At 31.9% G+C, this 24,484-nt stretch carries 19 protein-coding genes, 1 tRNA gene, 1 pseudogene and 1 CRISPR repeat array (1 of these 22 cut by a window edge); of the genes and pseudogenes, 17 read left to right on the top strand and 4 right to left on the bottom strand.

Features of this window, described 5'->3' with window-relative positions:
- Nucleotides 1–901 (bottom strand): annotated as a pseudogene (gldA, locus tag IGB25_RS13425) (gliding motility-associated ABC transporter ATP-binding subunit GldA).
- 120 nt (nucleotides 902–1,021) lie between these two features.
- Between gldA and IGB25_RS13420 the strand changes: the two are divergent.
- The 4 genes from IGB25_RS13420 (at nucleotide 1,022) to IGB25_RS13405 (ending at nucleotide 5,759) form a co-directional block, all read left to right on the top strand.
- Nucleotides 1,022–1,657 (top strand): hypothetical protein, encoded by a 636-nt coding sequence (locus IGB25_RS13420; RefSeq protein ID WP_211065438.1) that lies wholly within the window; start codon nucleotides 1,022–1,024, stop codon nucleotides 1,655–1,657.
- 58 nt (nucleotides 1,658–1,715) lie between these two features.
- Nucleotides 1,716–3,800 (top strand): M1 family metallopeptidase, encoded by a 2,085-nt coding sequence (locus IGB25_RS13415; protein ID WP_211065437.1) that lies wholly within the window; start codon nucleotides 1,716–1,718, stop codon nucleotides 3,798–3,800.
- Complete coding sequence (locus IGB25_RS13410) at nucleotides 3,797–4,702, top strand: patatin family protein (RefSeq protein WP_211065436.1); 906 nt, start codon at nucleotides 3,797–3,799, stop codon at nucleotides 4,700–4,702. The genes IGB25_RS13415 and IGB25_RS13410 overlap by 4 nt, the downstream gene beginning before the upstream one ends.
- 754 nt (nucleotides 4,703–5,456) lie before the next feature.
- Nucleotides 5,457–5,759, top strand: coding sequence for a co-chaperone YbbN (locus IGB25_RS13405; RefSeq protein WP_211065435.1), 303 nt, complete (start codon nucleotides 5,457–5,459; stop codon nucleotides 5,757–5,759).
- 13 nt (nucleotides 5,760–5,772) lie between these two features.
- On the opposite strand, the gene cdaA is transcribed toward IGB25_RS13405, so the two are convergent.
- The gene (gene cdaA / locus IGB25_RS13400; protein WP_211065434.1) at nucleotides 5,773–6,552 is read right to left on the bottom strand and encodes a diadenylate cyclase CdaA; all 780 of its coding nucleotides are present in this window, start codon (nucleotides 6,550–6,552) and stop codon (nucleotides 5,773–5,775) included.
- A gap of 527 nt (nucleotides 6,553–7,079) precedes the next feature.
- On the opposite strand from cdaA, the gene IGB25_RS13395 reads away from it, so the two are divergent.
- Nucleotides 7,080–9,137 carry a M13 family metallopeptidase gene (locus IGB25_RS13395; RefSeq protein WP_211065433.1) on the top strand — a complete coding sequence of 686 codons (2,058 nt, stop codon included), beginning with the start codon at nucleotides 7,080–7,082 and terminating at the stop codon, nucleotides 9,135–9,137.
- A 220-nt stretch (nucleotides 9,138–9,357) separates the two neighbouring features.
- Here IGB25_RS13395 and IGB25_RS13390 read toward each other — a convergent pair whose 3' ends face one another.
- Nucleotides 9,358–10,455, bottom strand: a complete 1,098-nt coding sequence (locus IGB25_RS13390; RefSeq protein ID WP_211065432.1) for a hypothetical protein — start codon at nucleotides 10,453–10,455, stop codon at nucleotides 9,358–9,360.
- A 210-nt stretch (nucleotides 10,456–10,665) separates the two neighbouring features.
- On the opposite strand from IGB25_RS13390, the gene IGB25_RS13385 reads away from it, so the two are divergent.
- Nucleotides 10,666–12,336, top strand: coding sequence for a glutamine--tRNA ligase/YqeY domain fusion protein (locus IGB25_RS13385; protein ID WP_211065431.1), 1,671 nt, complete (start codon nucleotides 10,666–10,668; stop codon nucleotides 12,334–12,336).
- Nucleotides 12,337–12,974: 638 nt separating this feature from the next.
- On the opposite strand, the gene IGB25_RS13380 is transcribed toward IGB25_RS13385, so the two are convergent.
- Nucleotides 12,975–13,048: transfer RNA gene (locus IGB25_RS13380), tRNA-OTHER, on the bottom strand.
- Between the two features lie 137 nt (nucleotides 13,049–13,185).
- Between IGB25_RS13380 and IGB25_RS13375 the strand changes: the two genes are divergently transcribed.
- The 11 genes from IGB25_RS13375 (at nucleotide 13,186) to cas4 (ending at nucleotide 22,449) form a co-directional block, all read left to right on the top strand.
- The gene (locus tag IGB25_RS13375; RefSeq protein ID WP_211065430.1) at nucleotides 13,186–14,595 is read left to right on the top strand and encodes a TM1802 family CRISPR-associated protein; all 1,410 of its coding nucleotides are present in this window, start codon (nucleotides 13,186–13,188) and stop codon (nucleotides 14,593–14,595) included.
- An 11-nt stretch (nucleotides 14,596–14,606) separates the two neighbouring features.
- Nucleotides 14,607–15,026 carry a TM1802 family CRISPR-associated protein gene (locus IGB25_RS15230; protein ID WP_211065429.1) on the top strand — a complete coding sequence of 140 codons (420 nt, stop codon included), beginning with the start codon at nucleotides 14,607–14,609 and terminating at the stop codon, nucleotides 15,024–15,026.
- Nucleotides 15,027–15,047: 21 nt separating this feature from the next.
- Nucleotides 15,048–15,965: a type I-B CRISPR-associated protein Cas7/Csh2 gene (gene cas7b / locus IGB25_RS13365; RefSeq protein WP_211065428.1), complete on the top strand. Its 918-nt coding sequence runs from the start codon at nucleotides 15,048–15,050 to the stop codon at nucleotides 15,963–15,965.
- Nucleotides 15,955–16,734 carry a type I-B CRISPR-associated protein Cas5b gene (cas5b, locus tag IGB25_RS13360; protein WP_211065427.1) on the top strand — a complete coding sequence of 260 codons (780 nt, stop codon included), beginning with the start codon at nucleotides 15,955–15,957 and terminating at the stop codon, nucleotides 16,732–16,734. Before cas7b ends, cas5b begins: the two co-directional genes overlap by 11 nt.
- The gene (gene cas3, locus IGB25_RS13355; RefSeq protein ID WP_211065426.1) at nucleotides 16,731–19,136 is read left to right on the top strand and encodes a CRISPR-associated helicase Cas3'; all 2,406 of its coding nucleotides are present in this window, start codon (nucleotides 16,731–16,733) and stop codon (nucleotides 19,134–19,136) included. The genes cas5b and cas3 overlap by 4 nt, the downstream gene beginning before the upstream one ends.
- Nucleotides 19,137–19,177: 41 nt before the next feature.
- Nucleotides 19,178–19,411: a hypothetical protein gene (locus IGB25_RS13350; protein WP_211065425.1), complete on the top strand. Its 234-nt coding sequence runs from the start codon at nucleotides 19,178–19,180 to the stop codon at nucleotides 19,409–19,411.
- Nucleotides 19,404–19,772, top strand: a complete 369-nt coding sequence (locus tag IGB25_RS13345; RefSeq protein WP_211065424.1) for a type II toxin-antitoxin system VapC family toxin — start codon at nucleotides 19,404–19,406, stop codon at nucleotides 19,770–19,772. The genes IGB25_RS13350 and IGB25_RS13345 overlap by 8 nt, the downstream gene beginning before the upstream one ends.
- A 2-nt stretch (nucleotides 19,773–19,774) precedes the next feature.
- Complete coding sequence (locus IGB25_RS13340; RefSeq protein ID WP_211065423.1) at nucleotides 19,775–20,458, top strand: CRISPR-associated endonuclease Cas6; 684 nt, start codon at nucleotides 19,775–19,777, stop codon at nucleotides 20,456–20,458.
- A complete protein-coding gene (gene cas1 / locus IGB25_RS13335) occupies nucleotides 20,458–21,345 on the top strand; it encodes a CRISPR-associated endonuclease Cas1 (protein WP_247653529.1) in 888 nt (295 codons plus the stop codon). Before IGB25_RS13340 ends, cas1 begins: the two co-directional genes overlap by 1 nt.
- 238 nt (nucleotides 21,346–21,583) lie before the next feature.
- Entirely contained in the window at nucleotides 21,584–21,874 is a 291-nt protein-coding gene (gene cas2, locus IGB25_RS13330; protein WP_211065422.1) for a CRISPR-associated endonuclease Cas2, read from the top strand.
- Entirely contained in the window at nucleotides 21,874–22,449 is a 576-nt protein-coding gene (gene cas4 / locus IGB25_RS13325) for a CRISPR-associated protein Cas4 (protein ID WP_211065421.1), read from the top strand. The genes cas2 and cas4 overlap by 1 nt, the downstream gene beginning before the upstream one ends.
- Nucleotides 22,450–22,642: 193 nt before the next feature.
- A CRISPR array of direct repeats spans nucleotides 22,643–24,484; the repeat unit is 37 nt; unit sequence CTTAAAAACCAATTCCACCAAAAACAAGGATTGAAAC (it continues 8,165 nt past the right edge of the window).

Genomic DNA, 24,484 nt, shown 5'->3' with positions numbered 1-24,484 from the left:
TTATGTTTTAACGGTTAATTCTCTAAATAAATCTTCTAAGCTTTGATGTTTTCGGTTGAGGGTTTTTATTTTTAATCCAATATCGTGAGCAAAATCAAATACATAAGAGCGCATATCGATTGAAGTTTCAAAATACAATTCGTATTCGTATAATCCAATTTCTTTGGCTTTTTTAACTTTATCAAGACGTTCTAAAGCTTCTAACTCAACACTATAATCAAACTCAACATGTATAATTTGTTGTTGGTTATGGGCTAAATCTTCTAACATTTCATCGGCTACCAACTGACCGTGATTCATGATGATTACTCGATTACAAATAGCTTCGACTTCTTGCATGATGTGTGTTGATAAAAGCGTTGTTTTGTTTTGCCCAATAGTTTTTATCAGATGACGTATTTCAACCAATTGATTGGGATCAAGACCCGTTGTTGGTTCGTCTAAAATTAATATTTCTGGATCGTGAACCAAAGCAAGAAGCTAAACCAACGCGTTGGCGATAACCTTTGGACAACTGATGGATTTTTTTATGCGATTCGCTTCCTAAATTTGTAAGCTCAATAACCTCGTGAATTCGTTTGGGTGAGCATTTGTATATATCAACATTAAATTTTAAAAATTCTTTGACATACATATCTAAATATAACGGATTATGCTCGGGCAAATAACCGATTTGGCGTTGAACATTTTGAGCATTATCTTTAATGTTGGTATCATTAATTTTTGCAAGACCTTTATAATTGTTGATATATCCTGTAAGGATTTTCATCATGGTAGATTTGCCTGCTCCGTTTTACCTTAAAAACCCAACAATTTGACCCTTTGGAATATCAAAACTTACCTCATCTAAAGCCTTTTGAGATTGATAATATTTTGTTATAGATTTTGCAGATATTGCCATGTAGTGTTTAAATTTATAAAACTCAAACATAATGGATTTTTGTGATTTTTTGTTTTATAAAATAACAATCTTAACATTTTGATAGTAAGTCTATTTGATTAATCTGATTATATTTGTTTTATGAAATCAATATTAACTTTCTTGCTTTTGCTGTTTTGTTCGGTGTCTTTTGCTCAAATTGATGCGAGCAACAGGACATCAAGTGGTAATATTTTTTCTTCAAATAACTCTAAATCAACCAATAGCACATTTGGCATTCCTAATCGTGAGGAAGAAGGGATGTTTTTAAATAAAAATAAAGAACAAGGCGTTGACTTTACGGCCAAGAGTAAATACAGCGATCCTGGAAATGTTTGGGATAGCCAATATAAAGTCAAAACAGGTGACGAAGGCAAAAATTTTGACCGTGAAAAATACAAAAACGATATGGATTTTGGCGTCATCAATAGCAATTCTGATAAAATGAAAGTCATGTTTCGAGACCACATGGCTTTTGATGGCGATCGCGTCAATGTATTGTTGAACGGCGAAATTGTAGCCGAAAATGTTTTACTCAGACCAGGTTTTACCGTTTTAGATATTCCGATGAAAGTCGGTTTCAACAAAATTGTGTTTGTTGCCCTCAACCAAGGCCAATCAGGTCCAAACACAGCTCAACTTCGTATTGCTGACGACGCTGGATTTGTAGTTTCTAACAATGTATGGAATTTACTGACTGGCGTTAAGGCTTCTGTTGTTGTGGTTAAAGAAAAATAAATTTTGCTTTCCTTTATATTTTTTTCTCTTATTCAAAATCAAACTGTATTTTTAGCCTATGATTAGACTGTATTTCATAGGATTTTTACTTTGTTTTTCTTCAATAATAGCTCAAAACAAAAATTTTGATATCCGACAAATTTCAGCCGAAATTCAACCAAATCTTAATACCCAAAGTGTTTCAGGCAAAATAACATTCAGTTTTAATGTCGCTAAAGAGACCGATTCAATTTTTTTAGATGCTAAAAATATGTCAGCTCAATTGATAAATTCAAACGCTGAAGTGTTACTAAATATTTCTACTGATAAAATTTGGTTTGTAGGCAATTTTAAACCTGATAAAATTTACAACATCAATTTTAGCTATCAAGCCAAACCCAAACAAACACTATATTTTGTTGGTTTTGAAGACGACACAAAATCAAACGATCAAATTTTTACCCAAGGTCAAGGCAAATACACCTCACATTGGCTACCGAGTATTGATGATATGAATGACAAAATTGAATTTGATCTTTCACTCATTATCCCAAAACACTACGGTGCTTTAGCTAATGGCAAACTCATAGAGCAATGGAGAGAAAACGATAGTTTAAGCCGTTGGTCTTATGATATGCAAAAGTCTATGAGCAGTTATTTGGTTGCCATAAGTGTTGGTGATTATATCAGAAAAATCAATCAATCAGCTTCTGGAGTTGAGCTACATCAATATTTGCTAAAAAAAGATTCTCTTTTATTAGAACCAACTTATAGACATACCAAAGAAATATTTGATTATTTTGAAAACAAGATTGGTGTGAAATATCCTTGGCAAAATTACAAACAAGTTCCTGTAAGAGATTTTTTATATGCCGGTATGGAAAACACTTCGTTGACCATTTTTTCTGATGCTTTTGTGGTTGATAGCATCGGATATTTTGATAGAAATTATGTCAATGTCAACGCCCATGAATTAGCTCATCAATGGTTTGGCAATTTAATTACAGAAACAAATTCAGAACATCATTGGCTTCATGAAGGTTTTGCGACTTACTACGCACTTTTAGCTGAACAACAGATATTTGGCGACAATTATTTTTACCACAAACTTTATGAATATGCTGAATCTCTAAAAACTGCAAGTGACAATGGCCAAGGCGAAAAACTACTGAAACCCAATGCCAGCTCATTAACCTATTACCAAAAAGGTGCTTGGGCGATATTTATGCTCAATCAAATTGTAGGCGAAGAGATTTTTGACCAAGCGGTGCAGAATTTCTTAAATAAATATGCATTTCAAAACGTCACTACTGATAATTTTATGAACGAAGTCAAGGCATTAACCAATATTGATTTGTCAGACTTTGAACAGCAATGGTTTAAACAGTCCGCTTTTCAAGCAAAACAAGCTTTAGCGAGACTTGAAACTTCATTATTTATTCCTAAATATTTTGAATTGATTGTCAAACGACCTTTGAGTATAAATAATAAAATAGAAGCCATTGAAACTGCTTTAGAATTTCCTCTCAATATTTACATCGCTCAAGAAGCTGTCTATCAATTAGCCAACGCACCTGCTAATGATAAAGTGATACAGCTTTACAAAAAGGCTTTCAACACAAGTGACCTTTGGGTCAGGCAAGCCATATCTGAAAGTTTGACTCAAATACCTTTAGCATTAAAAACAGAATACGAAAGTTTACTTGAAGACCAATCATACCAAACCCGTGAAAATGCCTTTTTAAATCTTTGGATGAATTTTCCTGAAGACCGAAAACGATATTTAACACAAATGCAAAACCAAGAAGGGTTTCGAGATAAAAACTTGAAACAACTCTGGCTTACGCTCAATTTGGCAACGCCCGAATTTCAAGCTGACAAAACATCACAAACCTATCAAGACTTAGAACAATACACATCACCAAAATACAGATTTCAGATTCGGGAACACGCCTTTGGTTATCTCTATCAAATCGATACATTTTCAGACCAAACTATCATTAATTTATTAGACGGCTGTTTTCATCACACTTGGCGTTTTAGAGATTTTTGTAGAAAATTGTTTAAAACTTTACTCAAAAATCCGACTTATAAAACACAAATCGATAACTTAAAACCAAGATTAGATACTAAAACAATCACTTATCTAAATAAAATATTATGAGAGCTTTAGTCATTTCTGGCGGTGGAAGCAAAGGTGCTTTTGCCGGCGGTGTAGCCGAATACCTTATTGATGTCGTTCAGCACGACTACAAACTTTTTGTAGGCTCATCTACGGGAAGCTTGTTGATATCGCAATTAGCACTCGGCGATACTCAAAAAGTCAAACAGATTTATACCAACGTCTGTCAATCGGATATTTTTAGTTTAAATCCATTTATAACACGAAAAAAAGACAACCGCGAGTTTGTTACCATTAACTATCTCAACACCGTAATACAGTTCATCAAGCGCAAACGCACCTTTGGAGAAAGTAAAAATCTGCGAAAAACCATTCTAAAACACTTCTCAAAATCAGAGTTTGAACAAGCACGCTGTTGTGGTAAAGATGTAGTGGTTACAGTATCTAACCTTACCAAAAACAAAATAGAATACAAATCTATACACGATTTTAATTATGAAGATTTTGTTGATTGGATTTGGATGTCGTCTAATTTTGTGCCATTTATGAGTTTAGCTTCCAAAAACGGTTCAGACTATGCCGATGGTGGTTTTGGTAGCATGGTGCCCATCAGGGAAGCCGTTCGTCGCGGTGCAACCGAAATTGATGCCATCATTCTCGAAGCCGAAAATATGGAGCACAACAAAATTTTGGGCAAAAACCCTTTTTCACTCCTAATGAATCTGTTTGGCTTTATGCTTGACCAAGTCGAAAAACACGATGTTCGCGAAGGTAAACTTGCCTCCATACAACGCCAAGTCAAGCTCAATTTGTATTACACGCCCATTCAGCTTACAGAAAATTCATTAATCTTCAACAAAGAGTTGATGACCCAATGGTGGCAAGACGGCTTTCAATATGCCAAAACTAAAAAAGCAGAAAACAAAATAATATATGATGATTAGGAGCAGAAACCTGCTATCCGTTTCAATTCCTCAGCTGACTTCACAATTTCAGTAATTAAACTTGAAGAATTTGGTAATCTTTGCCAAATGAATTTAAGTCAAAATAATAGATGGGTAAAATTAGCCTATCATTTTCCTTGGGATGAATGTGTTAAAATTTATTCCAATGACTTACAGGGAAGAAATTGAAATCATAAAAAATGGATAAATCCATTCACAATCTAATATTTGCAATCCATAGCGTTTCAACGGTTTTAAATAGTTAGATTGGAGCCATTCTATTTATAACAACGTGAGTTCGATATAAATTCCAATAAAATATATTCATATAAAATACAGATATTTAATCATTTGTCATGTCGAAAGAGCGAAGCATGAGCGACGAGACATCTCAATAGGATGAGATTTCTCCTCATTCTTCGTCGAAATGACAAAATTTGCTAACAAAAAGATATAATCATCTGATTTACAGCTTTCAATAAATCGAACTCAGGTTATAACAAACCCGAAATCTATAACTTTAAATTCTGACTTTCTGAGGAAACCCAGACTAAAATTGACCACTATTGCCAACATATATTTTTTATATATTCCGTGAGTTCGATTATGATAAAGTCAAGAATAGATCAATTGGAGTGCTTTTCTCAACCAAAAAGGTTATGAAAAGTGTATCGAGAATAGGGTTTTGAAAACCAAAATACTTGTTTATCAGTATTAATTGTATTACTTTAGTTAAAAATAAATTTGATGAATTATGTCAAAGTTTGGTGAAATCATTGATTTACAAGTTCCTATTTTATTAAACTTTTATACAGAATGGGATGAAAATTGCAAGCATGTACACCCAATCCTAAAAGATGTTGTCTTTGCAATGGGAGACAAAGCTAAAGTCATAAAAATCAATGTAGATAAAAACCAAGAGCTTGCGGAAGCACTTCGTATTAAAACACTTCCAACTTTTGTTATTTATAAATCTGGAGAAATGGTATGGCGAAAAAGTGGCTTTATGGAAGCTAACGACTTATTATCGACTCTAAAAAACGACAAACTTGATTAAGATTGCGTTAATTTTAGATTAAGTCATTTTTAATTTTATCTACTAAATCTTGTTCATCTTTAAAGAAACAAAAGTCTCCGTTTTTTAAATAAGAAATCTGTCCTGTTTCTTCACTCACTACAAGAGCTAAGGCATCTGTTTTTTCAGTAATGCCAACCGCAAGACGATGCCTTAATCCAAACCTTAAAGGAATTTTTCGGTCGTTTGAAACAGGCAAAATTGCACGGGTGGCTGTGATTTTTTTACCTTCAATTATCAAAGCACCGTCATGTAGAGTACTGTTTTTATAAAATATAGATTGAATAATGGGTTCATTAATTTTGATGTCCATCTGATCACCTGTATTTTTAACAAAATCTAGATTAGAATTTCGTCTTATCACTATTAAAGCACCTGTTTTAGTTTCACTCATTTTTTGGCAAGCATTAACCACCTCATCAATATGACTTAAGTCTTCTGTTGAACGTTTACTGAAATTAAAACTTTTAAAAATCCCATTTTTACTGGTAATATTTGTTGAACCAATCAGAATAAAAAACTTCCGTATCTCTTGTTGAAAAACCACAATAAGCATCACAGCACCAACACTGCTAAACAGTCCGAGAAAACTGCTGAGCATTTCCATATTCAAAAAATCAGTAAGTTTCCAAACTAAATAAATAATGACAATACCTATAAATATATTGATGGCTACCGTTCCACGAATTAGTTTGTAGATGTAATACAATAAAGTAGCAACCAAAAGAATATCGATAAGGTCAAGAATTCTAAAGTCTAAAAAATCTAATCCCATGCCGTAAAAGTAATAAAAATGCTTTCATTCTCAATCATCAATGTGTTTTTTAAAAATGTTGTAAATTTGAATTATGGTTGTGAAGTATAACAAAAGAAGAAGTTTATTTATTAGAACATTCAGCGTGTTTGTGATTATATTTTTTCTTGTTTGTCTGTGGGGATTTTTATTTTCTGATCTAAATGTTTTGACTTTTATCGCTTCACTTCTACAAATCATTTTATGGTGTGGATTTTTATATTACCAAATTGTCCGTTACGATAGCCAAAAGATTGTATCACAATTTGGTTAGCCAAGAATATATTTTAAAGATATAAAAGAAGTTGAATTTTTTGCTGGTGACATCGTTATCAAAACTAAAAAGCGTTCAATTAGCATCAACACACAAATTGCAGACAAGGCTTCACTTCAAAAATTTGTTGAAACATTAGAGCGAGAAACTAAATTTCAATTGAATTTGGTCTGAAATGTAACTTTTTTATAAAAATAATGTCCAATACACTGAAAATAAACTTAAATCAACAAATATGAACTCTTTACAATTCAAAACATTTGGTCTTTTGGTGTGTTTATCACTGCTTATTATAGCATGTCAAAATGAACCAAAAACAGAAACCGATTTACCAGGTATTGAAACCGAATATATGGACACTTCGGTAAGACCACAAGACGACTTTTTTACTTATGTCAATGGCAAATGGGTTGAAAACACTGAAATTCCTGACGACCAAGTCAGATGGGGTGGTTTTGGGATTTTAAGAAAACAAACCGATGCTGATGTTTTAAAAATTTTAAAAAAAGCAGAAGATTCTGGCAAATATTCAGCGGATTCTGATCAGGGTAAAGCTATTCAAGTTTTTAACTCAATAATGGATACCAATACTAGAAATGAAACAGGTATTGAACCTCTAAAAGCTTCATTTGAAAAGATAAACTCCATCAAAAACCTTAAAGATTTGCAAACTGTGTTGGCTCAAAATCCAGTTGAACTGAGCTCGCCATTTATGGGCTTGTTTGTGTATTCTGACCCTAACGATAGCGACACTAATGTAGCTTACATCGGAACAGGCGGTCTCGGATTACCCGAAAGAGATTACTATCTAAAAGATGATCAAGACAGCAAAAAAATTCGTGAAGATTACAAAGTTTTTATTGCTGATTTACTTGAAATGACTGGCGAAAAACCTGAAACTGCAAAATCTCAAGCCGAAACAATTTTAAAATATGAAACTATTCTTGCTAAACCACGTTTAAATAAAGTTCAACGTCGTGACTTTAGAAATTACAATAACCGCTATGCCGTTGAAGATATCAAAACTTTGAGTCCAAGCGTTGATTGGTCAAAATACTTAACTGATTTAGGTCTTGAAAAACAACCTGATACCATCTTGGTGATGCAGACCAAATACATGAAAACTTTAGATTCTGTGTTTAAAAACGCTCCAATTAAAGACTTAAAAACACTTGTAAAATGGTCAACACTTAATGATGTAGCATCTAGTCTGTCAATGCCTTTTGAACGTCGTAATTGGGAATTTTATAGCAAAAGACTTCGCGGTGCTAAAGCCCAAAAACCCCTTGATGAACGTGCTTTAGCGGTTGTAAATAATACTATTGGTGAAGCTGTAGGAAAATTATATGTCGAGGAAAAATTCCCTCCAGAAGCTAAAGAAAAAGCGGAAGAAATGGTGAAAAATGTGATAGAAGCCTTTAAAATTCGTGTTGACAATTTAGAATGGATGAGCGATTCAACCAAAGTAAAAGCTATAGAAAAACTCGATAAATTTACCGTAAAAATAGGTTATCCTGATAAGTTTAAAGATTATTCAGATTTAGACGTCAAACCAGAAAACTCTTATTATGAAAATCGTCTTGCCGTTAACGAATGGAATTTTAGAGATGACCTAAGCAAAATAGGCGAGCCAGTTGATAAAACCGAATGGGGCATGTCACCACAAACGGTTAATGCCTATTTTAACCCATTTTACAATGAGATTGTCTTTCCAGCAACTATTCTTCAACCGCCTTTTTACAATTATAAAGCCGATATGGCAGTGAATTATGGTGGGATTGGTGCTGTGATTGGGCATGAAATTTCGCATGCCTTTGACGATAGCGGTGCAAGATATGATGCCAATGGCAATCTTAAAAATTGGTGGACAGACAAGGATTTAGAAAACTTTACGGCACGAGGCGATAAACTCGCTGAGTTTTATAGCAATATTGAAGTTTTAGACAGCGTTTATATCAATGGCAAATTTACACTCGGTGAAAATATTGGTGACTTAGGTGGCGTTTTAGTCGCTTACGATGGTTTACAAATGTATCTCAAAGACAATGGCAACCCTGGAAAAATAGAAGGCTTTACACCAGAACAACGTTTCTTTTTGTCTTGGGCAACAATCTGGAGAACCAAAATGCGAGACGAAGCTCTTAAAACACAAGTCAAAACCGATCCACATTCTCCTGGAATGTATCGTGCTTATGTGCCTTTACAAAATGTGGATACTTTTTATGAAGCTTTTGATATTAAACCTGGCGACAGTCTTTATATAGCACCAGAGAATCGTGTGAGAATTTGGTAATCTTTTAAAATTATTTTTTAACGTGCTATCAAGTGAAATCATAATTTAAAATGTTATGACCGAAAATGAATTTCTAACTTTGGTATTTTAAAAATAAAACCTCTGTTATGAATCAAACAGGCTCAATTGACTTATGTTTTTTTTGTAATATGAGACTATAAAACAAAACCCCTTTTGAAAATTTCAAAAGGGGTTTCACAAACCAAAAAACAAACAAAAATTATCGTCTGCTTCTATTGTTACTTGCAGAAGAACTTTTAGTTCTACTCGATTTATTAACTGTTCTATTTGAAGCCGAACGCTTATTGGTAACAGAAGTTTGTCTTGTTGAAGGTTTTCTATCTACCTTTTTGCTATTATGAGATGTTCTGCTTCTATAAACTTTATTAGATTTATCATTTCTATCATTTTCAGTAACTCTGTCTGTTCTAATATTACGTGAAGTTAGATTTCTATTTGTTCTGTTATTTGTTTCAGAAATCATAGTGGAATTTCTTGAAATACTGACATCTCTTTTGACATTAGTTCTACTTGATTTAGCAACTCCAGCATTTCGTGTTCTTCTGATTTCACGATTTTGTTTCTCTACATTAGATCTTATTTGTCTTTCCCTATTGTTTCTAGGAGATTGTGTATAGCTTATGTTTGATCGATTTGCTCGATGTCTTACAGTAGGATTTTGTCTGTCGAAATTAAAATGTCTGACATTATTTTGATATGGTCTATAATAGATGTGTCTTACTGGTTTATAATATTGTCTATAGGGTATTGGACTTATCAGACAATATTGCACAGCTGGTATAGCATAATATCTGTGCCAAGGTTTATATACATATCTTCGATTGTATCGATTGATAAAACCACGTTGTCTCCAGTAAACATTGTTTCTGTAATAGATTTGCAATCCGCCAATTCGACTTACTAAACCGTGATAATTATAGTCAATCCACACATTTCCAATTTGATTAACACGACCGTAACGGTCATAAAAAATTGGTGTGTTTTGAATTTGAATAACCGCACCATAGCCGTCATATTGAACATAAGGATTATAATTATAGCCTGTATTAAAACTAAAATTCACATTGGCACTTGAAAAATTAACACTTACATTTGGACCGTAATTAGGAATAAAAAAATCAAATTGACCATCTTGAAACACAGAAAATTCAATACCATTTTCCATAAAGATAAATGCTTGTCCTTGTGCATAATTCCATTGATTTGATACGACATCAAATTCCGAATTTGAATGATTTGCCCATCCAGACATACTGAAAAACACAAACCCTACGAGTAAAAAAATAAATCGTTTCATCATATTAGGTTTTAAGGGTTATGATTCAATATAAACAAAGGTTATGCCAAAAATCATATACTACTGAATAATAGGTTTTTATAAAAAATTTATAATATATTTTTGTAAGATTAAATGCTTATATCTTTTAATTTATACTGATTTATATTAAATAAACCATAGAAACTTATTTCAATGATTTTAAGTATTTTCGCAGTTTAAAATCAACTTATGTCAGTGCCCAAAAAATCATTAAATTTTATAGAACAAATCATCGAAGATGATTTAAAAAATAATTATACCAGAGAGCAATTAAAATTTCGATTTCCGCCCGAACCCAATGGATATCTGCATATTGGTCACGCCTCGTCTATTTGTCTTAATTTTGGCTTAGGTCTTAAGTATAATGCACCAGTCAATTTAAGATTTGACGATACCAATCCTACCAAAGAAGAAAAAGAATACGTCGATGCCATCAAACGCGATGTGAAATGGTTAGGCTACAAATGGGCTAAAGAATGTTATGCCTCTGATTATTTTCAACAGCTCTACGATTGGGCAATAGAAATGATTAAAAACGGCGATGCTTATGTTGATAGTCAAACTTCTGAAGCTATTGCTGAACAAAAAGGCACTCCAACAACCAAAGGCATTGAAAGTCCATATCGAAATCGCACGGTGGAAGAAAATCTCGAAATGTTTGAAGCAATGAAAAACGGCGAAACACCAGAAGGTCGAGACGTTTTGCGTGCCAAAATCAGTATGGGTGCCAAAAATATGCTGATGCGTGACCCCATTATGTATAGATGTTTGCACAAACCGCATCATCGCACAGGTTCTGAATGGAAAATCTACCCGATGTACGATTGGGCACACGGACAATCAGATTATATTGAACAAGTTTCGCATTCGTTTTGCACGCTCGAATTTCAACCTCATCGTGAACTCTATAACTGGTTTGCCAAAAAAGTAAAAGTCGCTGACAAACTCAAACCTAAACAACGTGAGTTTGCAAGGCGAAATTTAAGTCATACTGTAGTGAGCAAACGCAAGCTTTTGTTATTGATAGAAAAAGGATTTGTCAAATCTTGGGACGACCCAAGAATGCCGACCATTTCAGCGATGAGACGCCGTGGATACACACCAGAATCCATTATCAATTTTGCAGAATCAATAGGTATTGGTAAACGCGAAAATACCGTGAGTTTTTCGCATCTTGAGTTTTGCGTTCGCGAAGACCTCAACAAAAAAGCACAAAGAGTCATGGCGGTTTTAAACCCTTTAAAAGTTGTCATTACCAATTATCCCGAAAATAAAGAAGAATGGCTCGAAGCTGAAAACAACCCCGAAGATGAGTCAGCTGGAAGTCGCAAAGTTCCATTTTCAAGAGAATTATACATCGAAAAAGAAGACTTTAGAGAAGAAGCTAACAGAAAATTTTTTAGGCTCAAACTCGGAAAAGAAGTTCGGTTAAAAAATGCTTACATCATCAAAGCCGAAAGCTGTGTTAAAGATGATGACGGCAATATCATAGAAGTGCGTTGTAGCTATGACAAAGACTCCCGAAGTGGAAGTAATACCGAAGCCTCAAAACGTAAAGTCAAAGGCACTTTGCATTGGGTTTCTGTGAATCACGCTATCACAGCACAAGTCAACCTTTACGACCGATTATTTAAAGTAGAAAATCCATCACAAGACAAAGATGTTGATTTCTTAGAGCATATCAATCCAGATTCTTTTCAATCTATTACAGGTTATTTAGAACCAAGTCTTGCAAATGCCAAAATACAAGAACGATTTCAATTTCAACGTATTGGTTATTTTTGTGTAGATAAAACCTCAACTTCTAAGCAATTGGTGTTTAACAAAACTGTAGGGTTACGTGATTCTTGGAAAGGATAGCTGAGAATGATTGAAGTTATATTGTCATTTTTTAGACGACTCAAACTTGGTATCTATTTGCAGGTTTGCTAAAAAGTGGTCTGTTAGATGCAAGGTAAATTTGAAGTTTTGGCTCGGCTTGACTCCAATATGTTGGTGTTTTTTAGAATTGCAATACAGATAAGAGGTATAAAATATCTCATAAATATTTCTATAAAATATGATGGTATTATAATTTCATTTTTTTGACAATATATTATTCATTCAAATTGGTGTAATATATTTTTGATGTATATATCTGGAAATTTTGACCAAATCATAGGTGTTAATGGCTTTTTAATGAATATTTAGCGGTTGATACAAACATCTGTCTGTTTGTTTGTTGTTAAAAATCATTAGATGTATTTGCATATATGGAAGTTTAAAATACTAAACCATACTAAAAAAGCATTTAAAAAATTTAGGGAGATTTAAACTTTTATGATTTTAAAACCTGTATGCTGAAAAAAACTTTTAAATAAGTAATAAAGGTTAATTTTTTAAGATTTTTTTAATAAATTTGGTAGCTAGACTTATAAAGTATGTTACAAACGTTATTAAAAATTGGGGAATGGCAGAGTGAAGGGAAGAGTATGTGGGATAGGTTTTTGTTAAAAAAAAAACCCCATCAGGACTCGAACCCGAAACCTCAGCTTTCGGTAGCCACGCTCTATCCAATTGAGCTATAGGGGTGTGAGTTTCAATCCTTATTATATTGGACAATATTAATTGGTAACATAGTTTCAATCCTATTTAAATAGATGAACAAAAATAGCATTAATTTGTTACATATAAAAATATTATTTATATTTGTTTTTTTAAAATAAAATTATGCAAGATAGAGCTGTTACCGATATAGGAAAATTAGAGTTCTTAAAAAATAAGGACTTGAAGCCTTACGAACTTTTCACTCAAGAGCCTTATCCTAATAAAGTATGTAAAATGCTATTGATTGAATTTAAGCTAGAACATGATAACATACTTTTTAAAGGAATTGACACTAAAAATGTGAATGAGCAAAATTTTTCTGAGTATGCATACAGAAAAGGTTCATCACGAGGTGGTGACATAACCTTTACTACTAAGTTTGGAGATTTAGACAAAAAGTTAAATACACTTTTAAAAACACAGTTCCCAAACCTTATACAGCTTTCTGAAAAAGAAGAACCAAATAAAGTAGGTTTTTATAAAAAATGGAAACATTCATTTATTGAGAATTACGAAAAAATTAAAGAGGAACTGCAAGATGTTTACGATAAACAAGAAAAAAAAGACAAGCTTGCGAGTGCATTTTCTTTAGCTATTGATATTGACGGACAAAAGAAACTTCTTTCTTACTTTAATTCTGTAAAGAAACTTATAGCTAAAAATGGTATTGAAAGTAATTACAAAAAATATGGTGTTACTTCGAAAGGAAAAAATTCAAAATGTAGTATTTGTCATAAAGTTAAGCCTGAAGTTTTTGGTTTTGGCTCTCCATTTAAATACAGTACAGTTGATAAAACCGGAACAGTAAGTGGTTTTTTTAATCAAAAAGCTAATTGGATAAATTATCCAATCTGTGAAAGTTGTGCGATTGAAATGGAGTTAGGAAAAAACTACATTATAAAATATCTTACAAAATATTTTTTTGGTAAAAGTTATTATTTAATTCCCAAAGCTGTTTTTCCAGATGATAAAGATTCTTTAGACAATGCTTTGAGTCTTTTTAATGAAATTGATTATCAAATAAAAAACAGTGAAATTATTGGTGCTACTGAGGATTATTTGATGAAGAAAATAGGTGAAGTTGATGCTAATTTATTTACCTTAAATCTTCTTTTTTATGAAGAGAATGCAACAACAAAAGCTATTAAAATAAAGATGATGCTGGAAGAAATACCACCATCACGTTTTAGAAAACTATTTATAGAAGTCCCAAAAATAATAAATAAGAATCCTCTTTTTAAGGATATAGATTACCACTACAAAAAAAAGGAAAAACAAGATTTGCATTTTAGCTTTAGGTTAATCAAGCAATTCTTCGAGGATGAGTTTTATGAAATAACTTACAAAATTTTTATGGGTAGGAAAATAAGTCAAAAAGAATTGTATAAAAATTATATGAGAGTTATTCGTGTAAATTACATTAAAAGAACAAATAACGAAGGATTTGTTGAAAGAGGAGATTTGTTAATAGCCAAAACCTATTTACTTCAAAGCTATTTTGAAGAACTCAATTTAATTAAACATGATAACTAAAATTTAAAATTATGGTAACCGAAGAAGAAAAAAAAGAAATCATCAACAAAGTTTCTTTTGATTTTGATAAGCTTAAAAGCTTTATCACAGAAAATTCAAATTTTGTAAATAATGAGGCTTCAACTGGAATTTTTGGACTAGGTGTATTAGTTCATTTAGTTTTTAGTATGCAACAAGCTAATTTAAATAGTACACCATTTGAAAAAAAGCTTAAAGGGCTTCAGTTATCTGCTAAAGATGTTGAAAGGATTTATAAAGAAGCAGTGGAAAAAGTGAATCAATATTCCTATCAAAATACATATAAAGAACTCAGAGAATTTATTGCAGAAAAACTAATGGTCAATAAAAACCAAATTAAAAAGATGTCTAATCAAGAAATCTCATTCAATTTTGTTTGCGGACTCGAATTAGGAAGAAAATTTAAATCATAAAGACAATCAAAATCTAAAAACATGGAAGAAATTAAAAACCGTTCAGAAATTTTATTTCTATTTGAAATAGAAAATGCTAACCCCAATGGAGACCCTTTAAACGAAAACCGACCTCGTTTTGACAATGAAGAAAATAAAGTCCTTGTCTCAGATGTTAGGTTAAAGAGAACAATTAGAGATTATTGGTTTGAATATAAGGGCTATAATGGCTCTAATAATAAAGATATTTTTGTACGTGAAACAAAGTATTCAGATGGAAATGAAGAATATATAGCATCTGGCTCAAGAAGAGCTGAATTGTTTAAAGAAAGTAGTGATAAGGTTTTAGAGACTTGTATTGATGTTCGTGTTTTTGGCGGAGTATTACCAATAAAAAAAGACACTTTTACTTTTACTGGTCCAGTCCAATTTCAAATGGGTAAATCATTGCATCAAACAGAAATTATTACTGAACAAGGAACGGGAGCTTTTGCATCTGGTGATAAAAAGAAACAAACTACATTTAGGACAGAATATAAAGTCCCTTATGCACTTATTGGTTTTAATGGAATTATAAATGAAAAAGTCGCTACATACACAAAAATGACCAACAATGATCGCGAGCTATTATTGGAAGGGATATGGAACGGTACTAAAAATCTAATTTCTCGATCAAAATTTGGACAAAATCCCTTGTTTCTTTTTACTGTGAATTATAATGAACCATATTACATAGGAGGTTTGAGACAGCGCTTAAAAATAGAATCAGATAAAAGTGATTTACAAATTAGAAATACAGATGACTATAAAATTGACCTAACTGGACTTCTTAAAGAAATAAAAGCTCAAAAAGATAAAATAGAATCCATTGAAGTTAAAGTTGATAGTCGATTGGAATTTTTAAATGAAGGAAAGAAATACAACCTAGAAAATAAGACATACCAAGTAGATGAATTCTAAAACAACCCTCATATTTGACGTTTATGGGGAATATGGTCATTTTAGAAAATTCAACACCACTACTTCTCCACTTACCTATAGCATACCAACACCATCAGCTGTTTTTGGGCTTCTTGGTGCAGTTTTAGGTATAGAAAGAGAAGATTCTCAAAATAAAATAAGAGAAAAAAAAGAGCATTTAAGAGAAGTTTTCTCCAATAAAAATGCTTTTCTCGCAATTAGACCTCTTTCAGAAATAAAGAAAGTCAATATTGGCTTTAATCTTCTCAATACGAAATCTGATAATGCTTATTTCAATATAGAAAATAAAAAAAATGAGCATGGTAGAACACAAATAGAATATGAAATTTTAAAAGACCCGAAGTTTAGAGTTTATTTGAGCTGGGAACATCCACTAAAAAATGAATTAATTGAACGCTTGAAAAACAAAAATTTTCATTTTAATCCTTATTTAGGAATTAGTCAAATGACAGCCAACATTGAGTTTGTGGCAGAAAAAGAGTTAATTGAAATCTCTAAAACGGGTTATACTGATTTTAATACCGCTATTAATCTTTCGGAAGTACAATCGGAAAAAGCTCCCATTGATATTGATTTTATTAAAGAAAGAACTTTTCAGGTTGAAACCTTTCCGCTGGATATGCAAATTGATAGAACAATAAAACGTTACGGTGAAGTTTTGGTAGAGATGAATGGTGATTGCGTAAGGGCTTTACCTAACAATAAATCTTTTTCAATTGAAGATGAAGGTAATATTCAATTTATATGATGACAATAGAATCACACCCTGGAGTACCGTTAATCAAACATCTTAGAGAAGTTTCTAAGAACTGTTTAAATATAGCCAAAAAAAGTAAGACTGATTTTGATTTGGATAAAGAAGTGAAAGAAAAATTACTCTATATTTGTGGATTCTATCATGATTTAGGAAAAGCTACATCATTTTTTCAAAAATATTTGAGAAATCCAGATGGTGAACATAATAGTTTAAAAAATCACTCTCTCCCATCGGCAGTTTTTGTTTTTTACGTTGCTCAAAAATATTTAAAAAGCAGAGGTTTTGGAGCAGATTATGTATTTTTATTATCTACAATTTGTTTAATAGTTGTTAGACGTCATCATGGCAATCTTGGAAATTTTATCAGTGAAGTTGGTATCGACAATTTCAAAGAAGATTTAGAAACTCAATTTAAGTCTATCGATGCAAAAGCAATTCAGTCTATTATTCAGGAAGGAAATAAACACTTAGATAACTCAATTGATTGGATTGACTTTATAAATTGGTTTGAAGAAGGAGAATTCTCTAAAGCAACACGTTTCGAATTAATTGAGTTTTACAAATTAAACTTTCAAAAAAAATGGGAAAATTCTAAAAAATCAGAGACATATTATCTCTTTTTATGGATGTTTGGAACATTGTTATTTTCTGATAAATCTGATGTGATATTAGAAGGTGGGTTACCAAAAATAAAACAAGTTGCATTAAATTATCTAACGAAATATAGACATGATAAAGGTTTTAATAAGACTTCATCTAAAATTAATAATCTTAAAAACAAAGCCTATTATTCTGTTTTAAAGACGCTGGAAAGAAGTTTTAGACCTTCTCAACATTTCTACTCAATAACATTACCAACTGGTTTAGGAAAAACACTAACTTCGCTTGGGGCTTCCTTAAAACTAAAAGAATTAGCAGAATTAACAGATGGTAAAATTATAATAGCAATACCTTTTACTAGTATTATTGATCAAAATTATGAAGTATATCAAGAAGTTTTCAATGACCCTGAAAATACATTACTCCTAAAACATCATCACTTAGCTGAACCCAAATATAAAGAGAGTGAAGATGTAGTAAGAGAATCTGAAGAAAGTCAATATCTAATTGAAACTTGGCAGAGTTCTGTTGTAGTTACAACATTTGTACAACTTATAGAATGTTTGATTACAAACAACAAAACGAAACTTCTTAAATTTTCCTCATTATCTAATTCTGTGATTATCTTAGATGAAGTTCAACAAATACCACATTCACTTTGGGAAGTAATCCGACAATCTTTTTTTTCTATTGCAGAACATTTAAATTGCTATATCATTTTAATGTCTGCAACTCAACCTTTAATTTTTAGACCTCAAGAAGAAATTATAGAGCTCGTAGAAAATTACCAAAATTATTTCTCTTTTTTTAACCGCACAAAACTTATTAATAAAACAAAAGAATCCATTTCATTTGAGAATTTTACTGAAACAATTGCAAACTATGCTATTAATAATCCCAATAAGGATATTTTGATCATATTGAATACTAAAAAGATAACTTTAGAAACTTATCGAACCATTAGTGTGAGCTTTGATGGCGAGAAAAATGAGCTCTTTTACCTTACAACACTTATTACTCCATTTGAAAGAAAAAAAGTCATTCAAAAAATAAAATCAAAGAATAAATCAAAACGTCAAATAATTGTAAGCACTCAACTTGTCGAAGCTGGAGTTGATATTTCTGTCGATACTGTTTTTAGAGCTTTAGCTCCATTAGATTCAATCATTCAAGCGACAGGGAGAGCTAATAGATACGATGAAAAAGAAGGAGTGAGTGAAGTATATCTTTATAAAATTGAAGAATTAGAAAAAGTAACTAGTTTCATTTATGGTGCTGATTTAATTAAGAAAACAGAGAATGTTTTAAAAGAGTTTGAGAATATTCAAGAGAATGAATATTTACTGCTAATTCAAAAATACTTTGAGCAAGTTAAAGATCTCTCTATTTATTCAGAAAATAGATTTTTAAAGAGCTTGTTAGCTCTCAACTTTGAGGAAACAGGAAATTTTCAACTCATAGAAAACACAAAATCAGAATCGATTTTTATTGGTCTTAATAAGGAAGCTAAAGCAGTTTGGAGAAAATTTATACAGATAAAAGAAAATTTTGCCTTAAATCCGTTTGAAAAGAAAAAACAATTCTCAGAAATAAAGGCAAAATTTTATGATTTTGTAATAAATATCAATATCCCTTTTGATGCTCAGGATATTGGTCTTCCTATAGAACCGAAATTTGGATTTTACTTTATTGATGTTGATAATCAGTCGAAGCCTATATATAATTGTAATTCAGATTTTAGCTTAAATAAAGAGGGATATATCTATGAAGAAATTGATATTTTAACATTTTAAAAACTTACAAATTTTTACCCATCTTTAAAACATAAAACACCATGCAAATCACCATTTCAGGAAAAGATAAAAAACGACTACAGCAAGTTGAGGATTTAGCTAAAAGTTTAGGGTTAACAATCTCAAAGAAACAGCTACTAAAAGAAAAAAAGAAAGAAGCGACCATTGAGGCTCTCAAAGAATTAAGAAAAATGGGGACTTTTAAAGACATCAAAGACCCAATAGCTTGGCAAAAAGAACAGCGTAAAGATCGTAACATTGTTAGAGATGAATAAATTACTCTTGGATTCTAATATTATCATTGGTGTTGCAAATGGAAAGTTTGACATCTCACAAATAGAAAATACTACATTATTAGTATCCGAAATTACAAGACTAGAAGTTTTTGGATATCATAAACTACGATCACAAGAGGAAAAATTGTTAGAACAATTTTTCAAGAATATTCAATGCTTACCTGTTTCTAAAACGATTATTAACCTGGCTATTGAATTTAGAAAGCAAAAATCAATGAGCATAGGTGATGCCATCATCGCAACCATTGCCATAAACCATAAATTGCCTCTATCTACTGCTAACACAAAAGATTTTCAACATATTGAAAAATTAGATTTAGTTAACCCACTTGAAATTTAAAGATGTCAGAAGTTTCTACCCAAAACATCCAAATTTGCAAAGTTCAATTTCCTGAAATAGAATTAAGAACCAGAGATGCTCACAAATTACGCGGATATTTTGGGCTCTTATTTAAAGAACATTCACCACTGCTAAGCAACCATTATGAAGATGGCAGTTTACGTTATCGCTATCCTTTAGTGCAGTATAAAGTCATTGACAAAACCCCTATTTTGGTCGGTATAAATGAAGGCGGTGAATTGCTAACCCAATTGTTTTTAAAAATCAATCAATTAGACATAGATGGCAAAAATTATGTCATCCATTCTAAAAATATCAGCAATCAGGCTTATGAAGTTGGATTTACAAAAGATTTAAATGAATACAAATTTAAAACCCTTTGGCTTGCACTTAACCAAAACAATCATCAAAAATACATAGCATTTAAAACCGAAACCGAAAAGGAAGACATGCTCAAACGTATTGTAATCGGTCATGTTTTAAGCCTGTTTAGAAACATCGGCGTTGAATTAAAACCAAATGAAAGATTGATGACAAAATTAGATGTAAAACAAAAACAAACCAAGTTTAAAGATAAAAGTATGTTGGCATTTACGGGTAGTTTTATTTTAAACGCTTTACTTCCAGATGACATAGGCTTAGGCAAGTCCGTTTCGAGGGGTTTTGGAACAATTCAAAAACAATAATGCAAATATTTATCAACACATACGGCACTTATCTTCACGTCAAAGACGAGATGTTTGAAATAAAGATTCGTGAAGACAAAACCAAACCTGTAAAAATCAATCACATTGCAGCCCACAAAATTACATCTTTTGTGATTTCAAAAGGAGCGGCACTATCTACCGATGCTATTGCATTAGCTCTGAAACACAATATTGATATTGTGATTGTAGAAAACAACGGTCATCCTATGGGCAGGTTTTGGCACAGCAAACTCGGTAGCACTTCAAAGATTAGAAAAAAACAACTTGAAGCATCTTTAAATCAAGAAGGCTTAAAATGGGTAAAAAATTGGTTAAGCCAAAAACTTGAAAATCAAGCCGATTTTTTACAAGATTTAAAAAAGCATCGTAAAAAATTGCATCAAGAACTCAATAACGCCATTGAAAATATTTTAGAATACCGTCAAAAAATTCAACAAAAAAAAGCAGAAAATGTCAATGATATAGCCGAATCATTCCGAGGTTGGGAAGGTTCTGCTGGGCGACAATATTTTGATGCACTTTCCAAATGTATGCCAAATGATTTTACCTTTAAAGGAAGAAGTTTCAGACCCGCTCAAGATGAATTTAATGCAATGCTAAATTATGGCTATGGAATTTTGTACAGCCGAACCGAACGGGCATTAATGTTGGCAGGATTAGATCCATACATCGGTTTTATGCACAGAGACGATTACAACTCAAAAAGCCTAGTTTTTGATTATATCGAATCCTATCGCATTCACGCAGAACGCTTTATATTTAGGCTTTTTACAGGAAAGAAAATCAACAAAAGCTATTTCGACACGTTCAAAGCTGGTATTTCACTAAACGAAGATGGCAAAGCTTTTTTGTTGGACCTTTTTTAGATTATATCGATAGTGATAAAATAAGATATAAAGGCAGATTGCAAACCAGAATGAACGCTATGCAGTTAGATGCACATCGGTTTGCAAATACCTTGATTGAGTAGATACTAAGAGAGTTTTGAAATGTATGAGTAAGAGAATGCTTGAATAGTAGAATGGTAGAATGTTTGAATGTTTTTTGCTATTTAGAATAATTTCATTCAGCCATTCACATTGAAACTTATAAAAACAAAACAACATGATTATCTGGGTTTTATACGACATAAAAAACGACGGTGCAAGAAATTTTGTATCCAAAGCTTGTCTTAAATCAGGACTATATCGAGTGCAATACTCATGTTTTCTTGGGACTATGAATGCCAATGAAAAAGACACATTAGAACTACAAATAGAAAAAGTTATTAATGAAGATACCGATAAAGTATATATTTTCAGAATGAACAAAGAACAGCTTAAAGAATGTAGTATGTTAGGACAAGCCTTTGACGATAAACTGGTGACCGACGAAATTAAATCTCTTTTTTTCTAATGCTAAGCTTTTATCCATCACAAATCATTGAATATCTATATTGCCCAAGATACACCTATTTTGAGTATGTGTTACGCATTCCACAGCAGGAAGATAAATTTTACAAAGTTCAAAGAGGAAGAGAAATACACAACAAAAAACTAGAACAAAATAAAGCATATCTAAGAAAGAAAATAGGAGTGAAAAACAAGTGCCTTGACCAATATCTCGGTATTGAAGGCTTAAGAGGCAAAGTTGATGAGGTTTTAGAATTGAACGACGGAAATTTTGCTCCATTAGATTATAAATTTGCTCATTGGAAAGACAAAGTGTATGAAACCTATAAGCAACAGCTATTTTGTTATGCCGTTTTAATAGAAAAAAATTTTAAGTCAAAAGTTAATAAAGGTTTCTTGGTCTATATAAGAAGTCAGCATAAACTTATTGAAGTAGAAGTCTCAAAAAAAGATAAACAAAAAATACAAGACAGTATGAAAGCAATGACTGACATCATAAGTAAAAATAAATTTCCAAGAGCAACAAGTTATAAAAAAAGATGTTTAAATTGCACTTATAGAAATATTTGCATTAAATAAGTTTTCCGAGGACAAATTTATTTTAAAGCCAATAAAAATACAGTGTAATGTCAACGATAAAAGTCAGTTTAGAATACGGAACAACATCAAAAAAACAACAAATTAAGTTCTTTGACATACTAGAAAATATGATTTTAAGAAAGGTAAATACAGTGAAAAGTATAGTAAAAACAAGCAACAAGCAAAAAATCGGCTTAAAAACCAATTCCACCAAAAACAAGGATTGAAACAGGTCTACAATTTGCCCGCCCATTCTGCAATAATTACTTAAAAACCAATTCCACCAAAAACAAGGATTGAAACTTTCATCTACTACAAGTTGATTGGTTTCAGATAGCCTTAAAAACCAATTCCACCAAAAACAAGGATTGAAACGCATTGCTAGTGTGTTTCAAGATATAGTCGTTAGACTTAAAAACCAATTCCACCAAAAACAAGGATTGAAACGATGTTCAAACAACTGCACTTGTATGAATTGGAAATCTTAAAAACCAATTCCACCAAAAACAAGGATTGAAACTTTTTTTCAAAAATCTATATTGCCGTGATGTTTCCCTTAAAAACCAATTCCACCAAAAACAAGGATTGAAACAAGCTATGCATCCTGGTGATTCCCTTGAAATTAATGCTTAAAAACCAATTCCACCAAAAACAAGGATTGAAACCGTTTTGAGTTATCTAATGGAGTTAATATATTTACTTAAAAACCAATTCCACCAAAAACAAGGATTGAAACTAAACTTGCGTATATGCAAGTTTATTGTATTTTTCTTAAAAACCAATTCCACCAAAAACAAGGATTGAAACGCTACAACTAAAAATGTTAAAGCTAATGCCACAGGCTTAAAAACCAATTCCACCAAAAACAAGGATTGAAACCGAAAATGGCTAAAAGAGGATGAAAAAGAAAACGAACTTAAAAACCAATTCCACCAAAAACAAGGATTGAAACTCCCTGTATTTGACGACACTACTGGCGAAGTGCCTGCTTAAAAACCAATTCCACCAAAAACAAGGATTGAAACAAGCCTCCATTATGAGCTTGAAGCCTTCCATCAAAACTTAAAAACCAATTCCACCAAAAACAAGGATTGAAACAAAAATCGACAATTGATTATAGAAGATGCCAAGTCGCTTAAAAACCAATTCCACCAAAAACAAGGATTGAAACCAGAAAGCGAAATACGATATACAGCTGACACCAGAGCTTAAAAACCAATTCCACCAAAAACAAGGATTGAAACATTAATTCCCCGCCTTAGGCGGGCTAGGGAGCTTCCTTAAAAACCAATTCCACCAAAAACAAGGATTGAAACTTATAGAGGTGTAACTTTTACAACCGATATGCCAAACTTAAAAACCAATTCCACCAAAAACAAGGATTGAAACAGGTATAGCTGTCTATTCCTTGTGTTTTGATATAACTTAAAAACCAATTCCACCAAAAACAAGGATTGAAACTTCTTTTTAACGTTTTTGGCAGAGTCGAATTTCCATAACTTAAAAACCAATTCCACCAAAAACAAGGATTGAAACATGCTGTTTTTTAAAGCAGCTAGTTCATTTTTTTCACTTAAAAACCAATTCCACCAAAAACAAGGATTGAAACGAAGTCCAACAAGTCCAACACATAGTTATAGTATTACTTAAAAACCAATTCCACCAAAAACAAGGATTGAAACAAGATTCGTTGACTTCTCTCGGTATAGAAGAATTTACTTAAAAACCAATTCCACCAAAAACAAGGATTGAAACGAGAAAGAAAATCTATTGATGATTTAGTGAGAATGGCTTAAAAACCAATTCCACCAAAAACAAGGATTGAAACAAACTGAAATTAAACTGTCAACTTTTGATTGATACTTCTTAAAAACCAATTCCACCAAAAACAAGGATTGAAACTGGAAAAATACGACTTATTAGAAACCGATATCAATCTTAAAAACCAATTCCACCAAAAACAAGGATTGAAACGAACGAGCAGAGATTGAAGTTAGCAATTACTTTCTTAAAAACCAATTCCACCAAAAACAAG

This window comes from Flavobacterium sp. CS20 (assembly GCF_018080005.1).
In the GTDB taxonomy this organism is placed as follows: Bacteria; Bacteroidota; Bacteroidia; order Flavobacteriales; family Flavobacteriaceae; genus Psychroflexus.
This window is presented reverse-complemented; position numbering and strand designations above follow the sequence as displayed.

Excerpts from the sequence above, each read along its gene's own strand:
- IGB25_RS13395 (WP_211065433.1), top strand. The coding sequence starts at position 7,080 with ATGAACTCTTTACAATTCAAAACATTTGGTCTTTTGGTGTGTTTATCA.
- cas4 (WP_211065421.1), top strand. The coding sequence starts at position 21,874 with ATGCTAAGCTTTTATCCATCACAAATCATTGAATATCTATATTGCCCA.
- cdaA (WP_211065434.1), bottom strand. The coding sequence starts at position 6,552 with ATGGGATTAGATTTTTTAGACTTTAGAATTCTTGACCTTATCGATATT.
- IGB25_RS13415 (WP_211065437.1), top strand. The coding sequence starts at position 1,716 with ATGATTAGACTGTATTTCATAGGATTTTTACTTTGTTTTTCTTCAATA.
- cas1 (WP_247653529.1), top strand. The coding sequence starts at position 20,458 with ATGCAAATATTTATCAACACATACGGCACTTATCTTCACGTCAAAGAC.
- IGB25_RS13420 (WP_211065438.1), top strand. The coding sequence starts at position 1,022 with ATGAAATCAATATTAACTTTCTTGCTTTTGCTGTTTTGTTCGGTGTCT.
- IGB25_RS13350 (WP_211065425.1), top strand. The coding sequence starts at position 19,178 with ATGCAAATCACCATTTCAGGAAAAGATAAAAAACGACTACAGCAAGTT.
- cas7b (WP_211065428.1), top strand. The coding sequence starts at position 15,048 with ATGGAAGAAATTAAAAACCGTTCAGAAATTTTATTTCTATTTGAAATA.
- IGB25_RS13340 (WP_211065423.1), top strand. The coding sequence starts at position 19,775 with ATGTCAGAAGTTTCTACCCAAAACATCCAAATTTGCAAAGTTCAATTT.
- IGB25_RS15230 (WP_211065429.1), top strand. The coding sequence starts at position 14,607 with ATGGTAACCGAAGAAGAAAAAAAAGAAATCATCAACAAAGTTTCTTTT.
- cas3 (WP_211065426.1), top strand. The coding sequence starts at position 16,731 with ATGATGACAATAGAATCACACCCTGGAGTACCGTTAATCAAACATCTT.
- IGB25_RS13390 (WP_211065432.1), bottom strand. The coding sequence starts at position 10,455 with ATGAAACGATTTATTTTTTTACTCGTAGGGTTTGTGTTTTTCAGTATG.
- IGB25_RS13375 (WP_211065430.1), top strand. The coding sequence starts at position 13,186 with ATGCAAGATAGAGCTGTTACCGATATAGGAAAATTAGAGTTCTTAAAA.
- IGB25_RS13405 (WP_211065435.1), top strand. The coding sequence starts at position 5,457 with ATGTCAAAGTTTGGTGAAATCATTGATTTACAAGTTCCTATTTTATTA.
- IGB25_RS13410 (WP_211065436.1), top strand. The coding sequence starts at position 3,797 with ATGAGAGCTTTAGTCATTTCTGGCGGTGGAAGCAAAGGTGCTTTTGCC.
- IGB25_RS13385 (WP_211065431.1), top strand. The coding sequence starts at position 10,666 with ATGTCAGTGCCCAAAAAATCATTAAATTTTATAGAACAAATCATCGAA.
- cas5b (WP_211065427.1), top strand. The coding sequence starts at position 15,955 with ATGAATTCTAAAACAACCCTCATATTTGACGTTTATGGGGAATATGGT.
- IGB25_RS13345 (WP_211065424.1), top strand. The coding sequence starts at position 19,404 with ATGAATAAATTACTCTTGGATTCTAATATTATCATTGGTGTTGCAAAT.
- cas2 (WP_211065422.1), top strand. The coding sequence starts at position 21,584 with ATGATTATCTGGGTTTTATACGACATAAAAAACGACGGTGCAAGAAAT.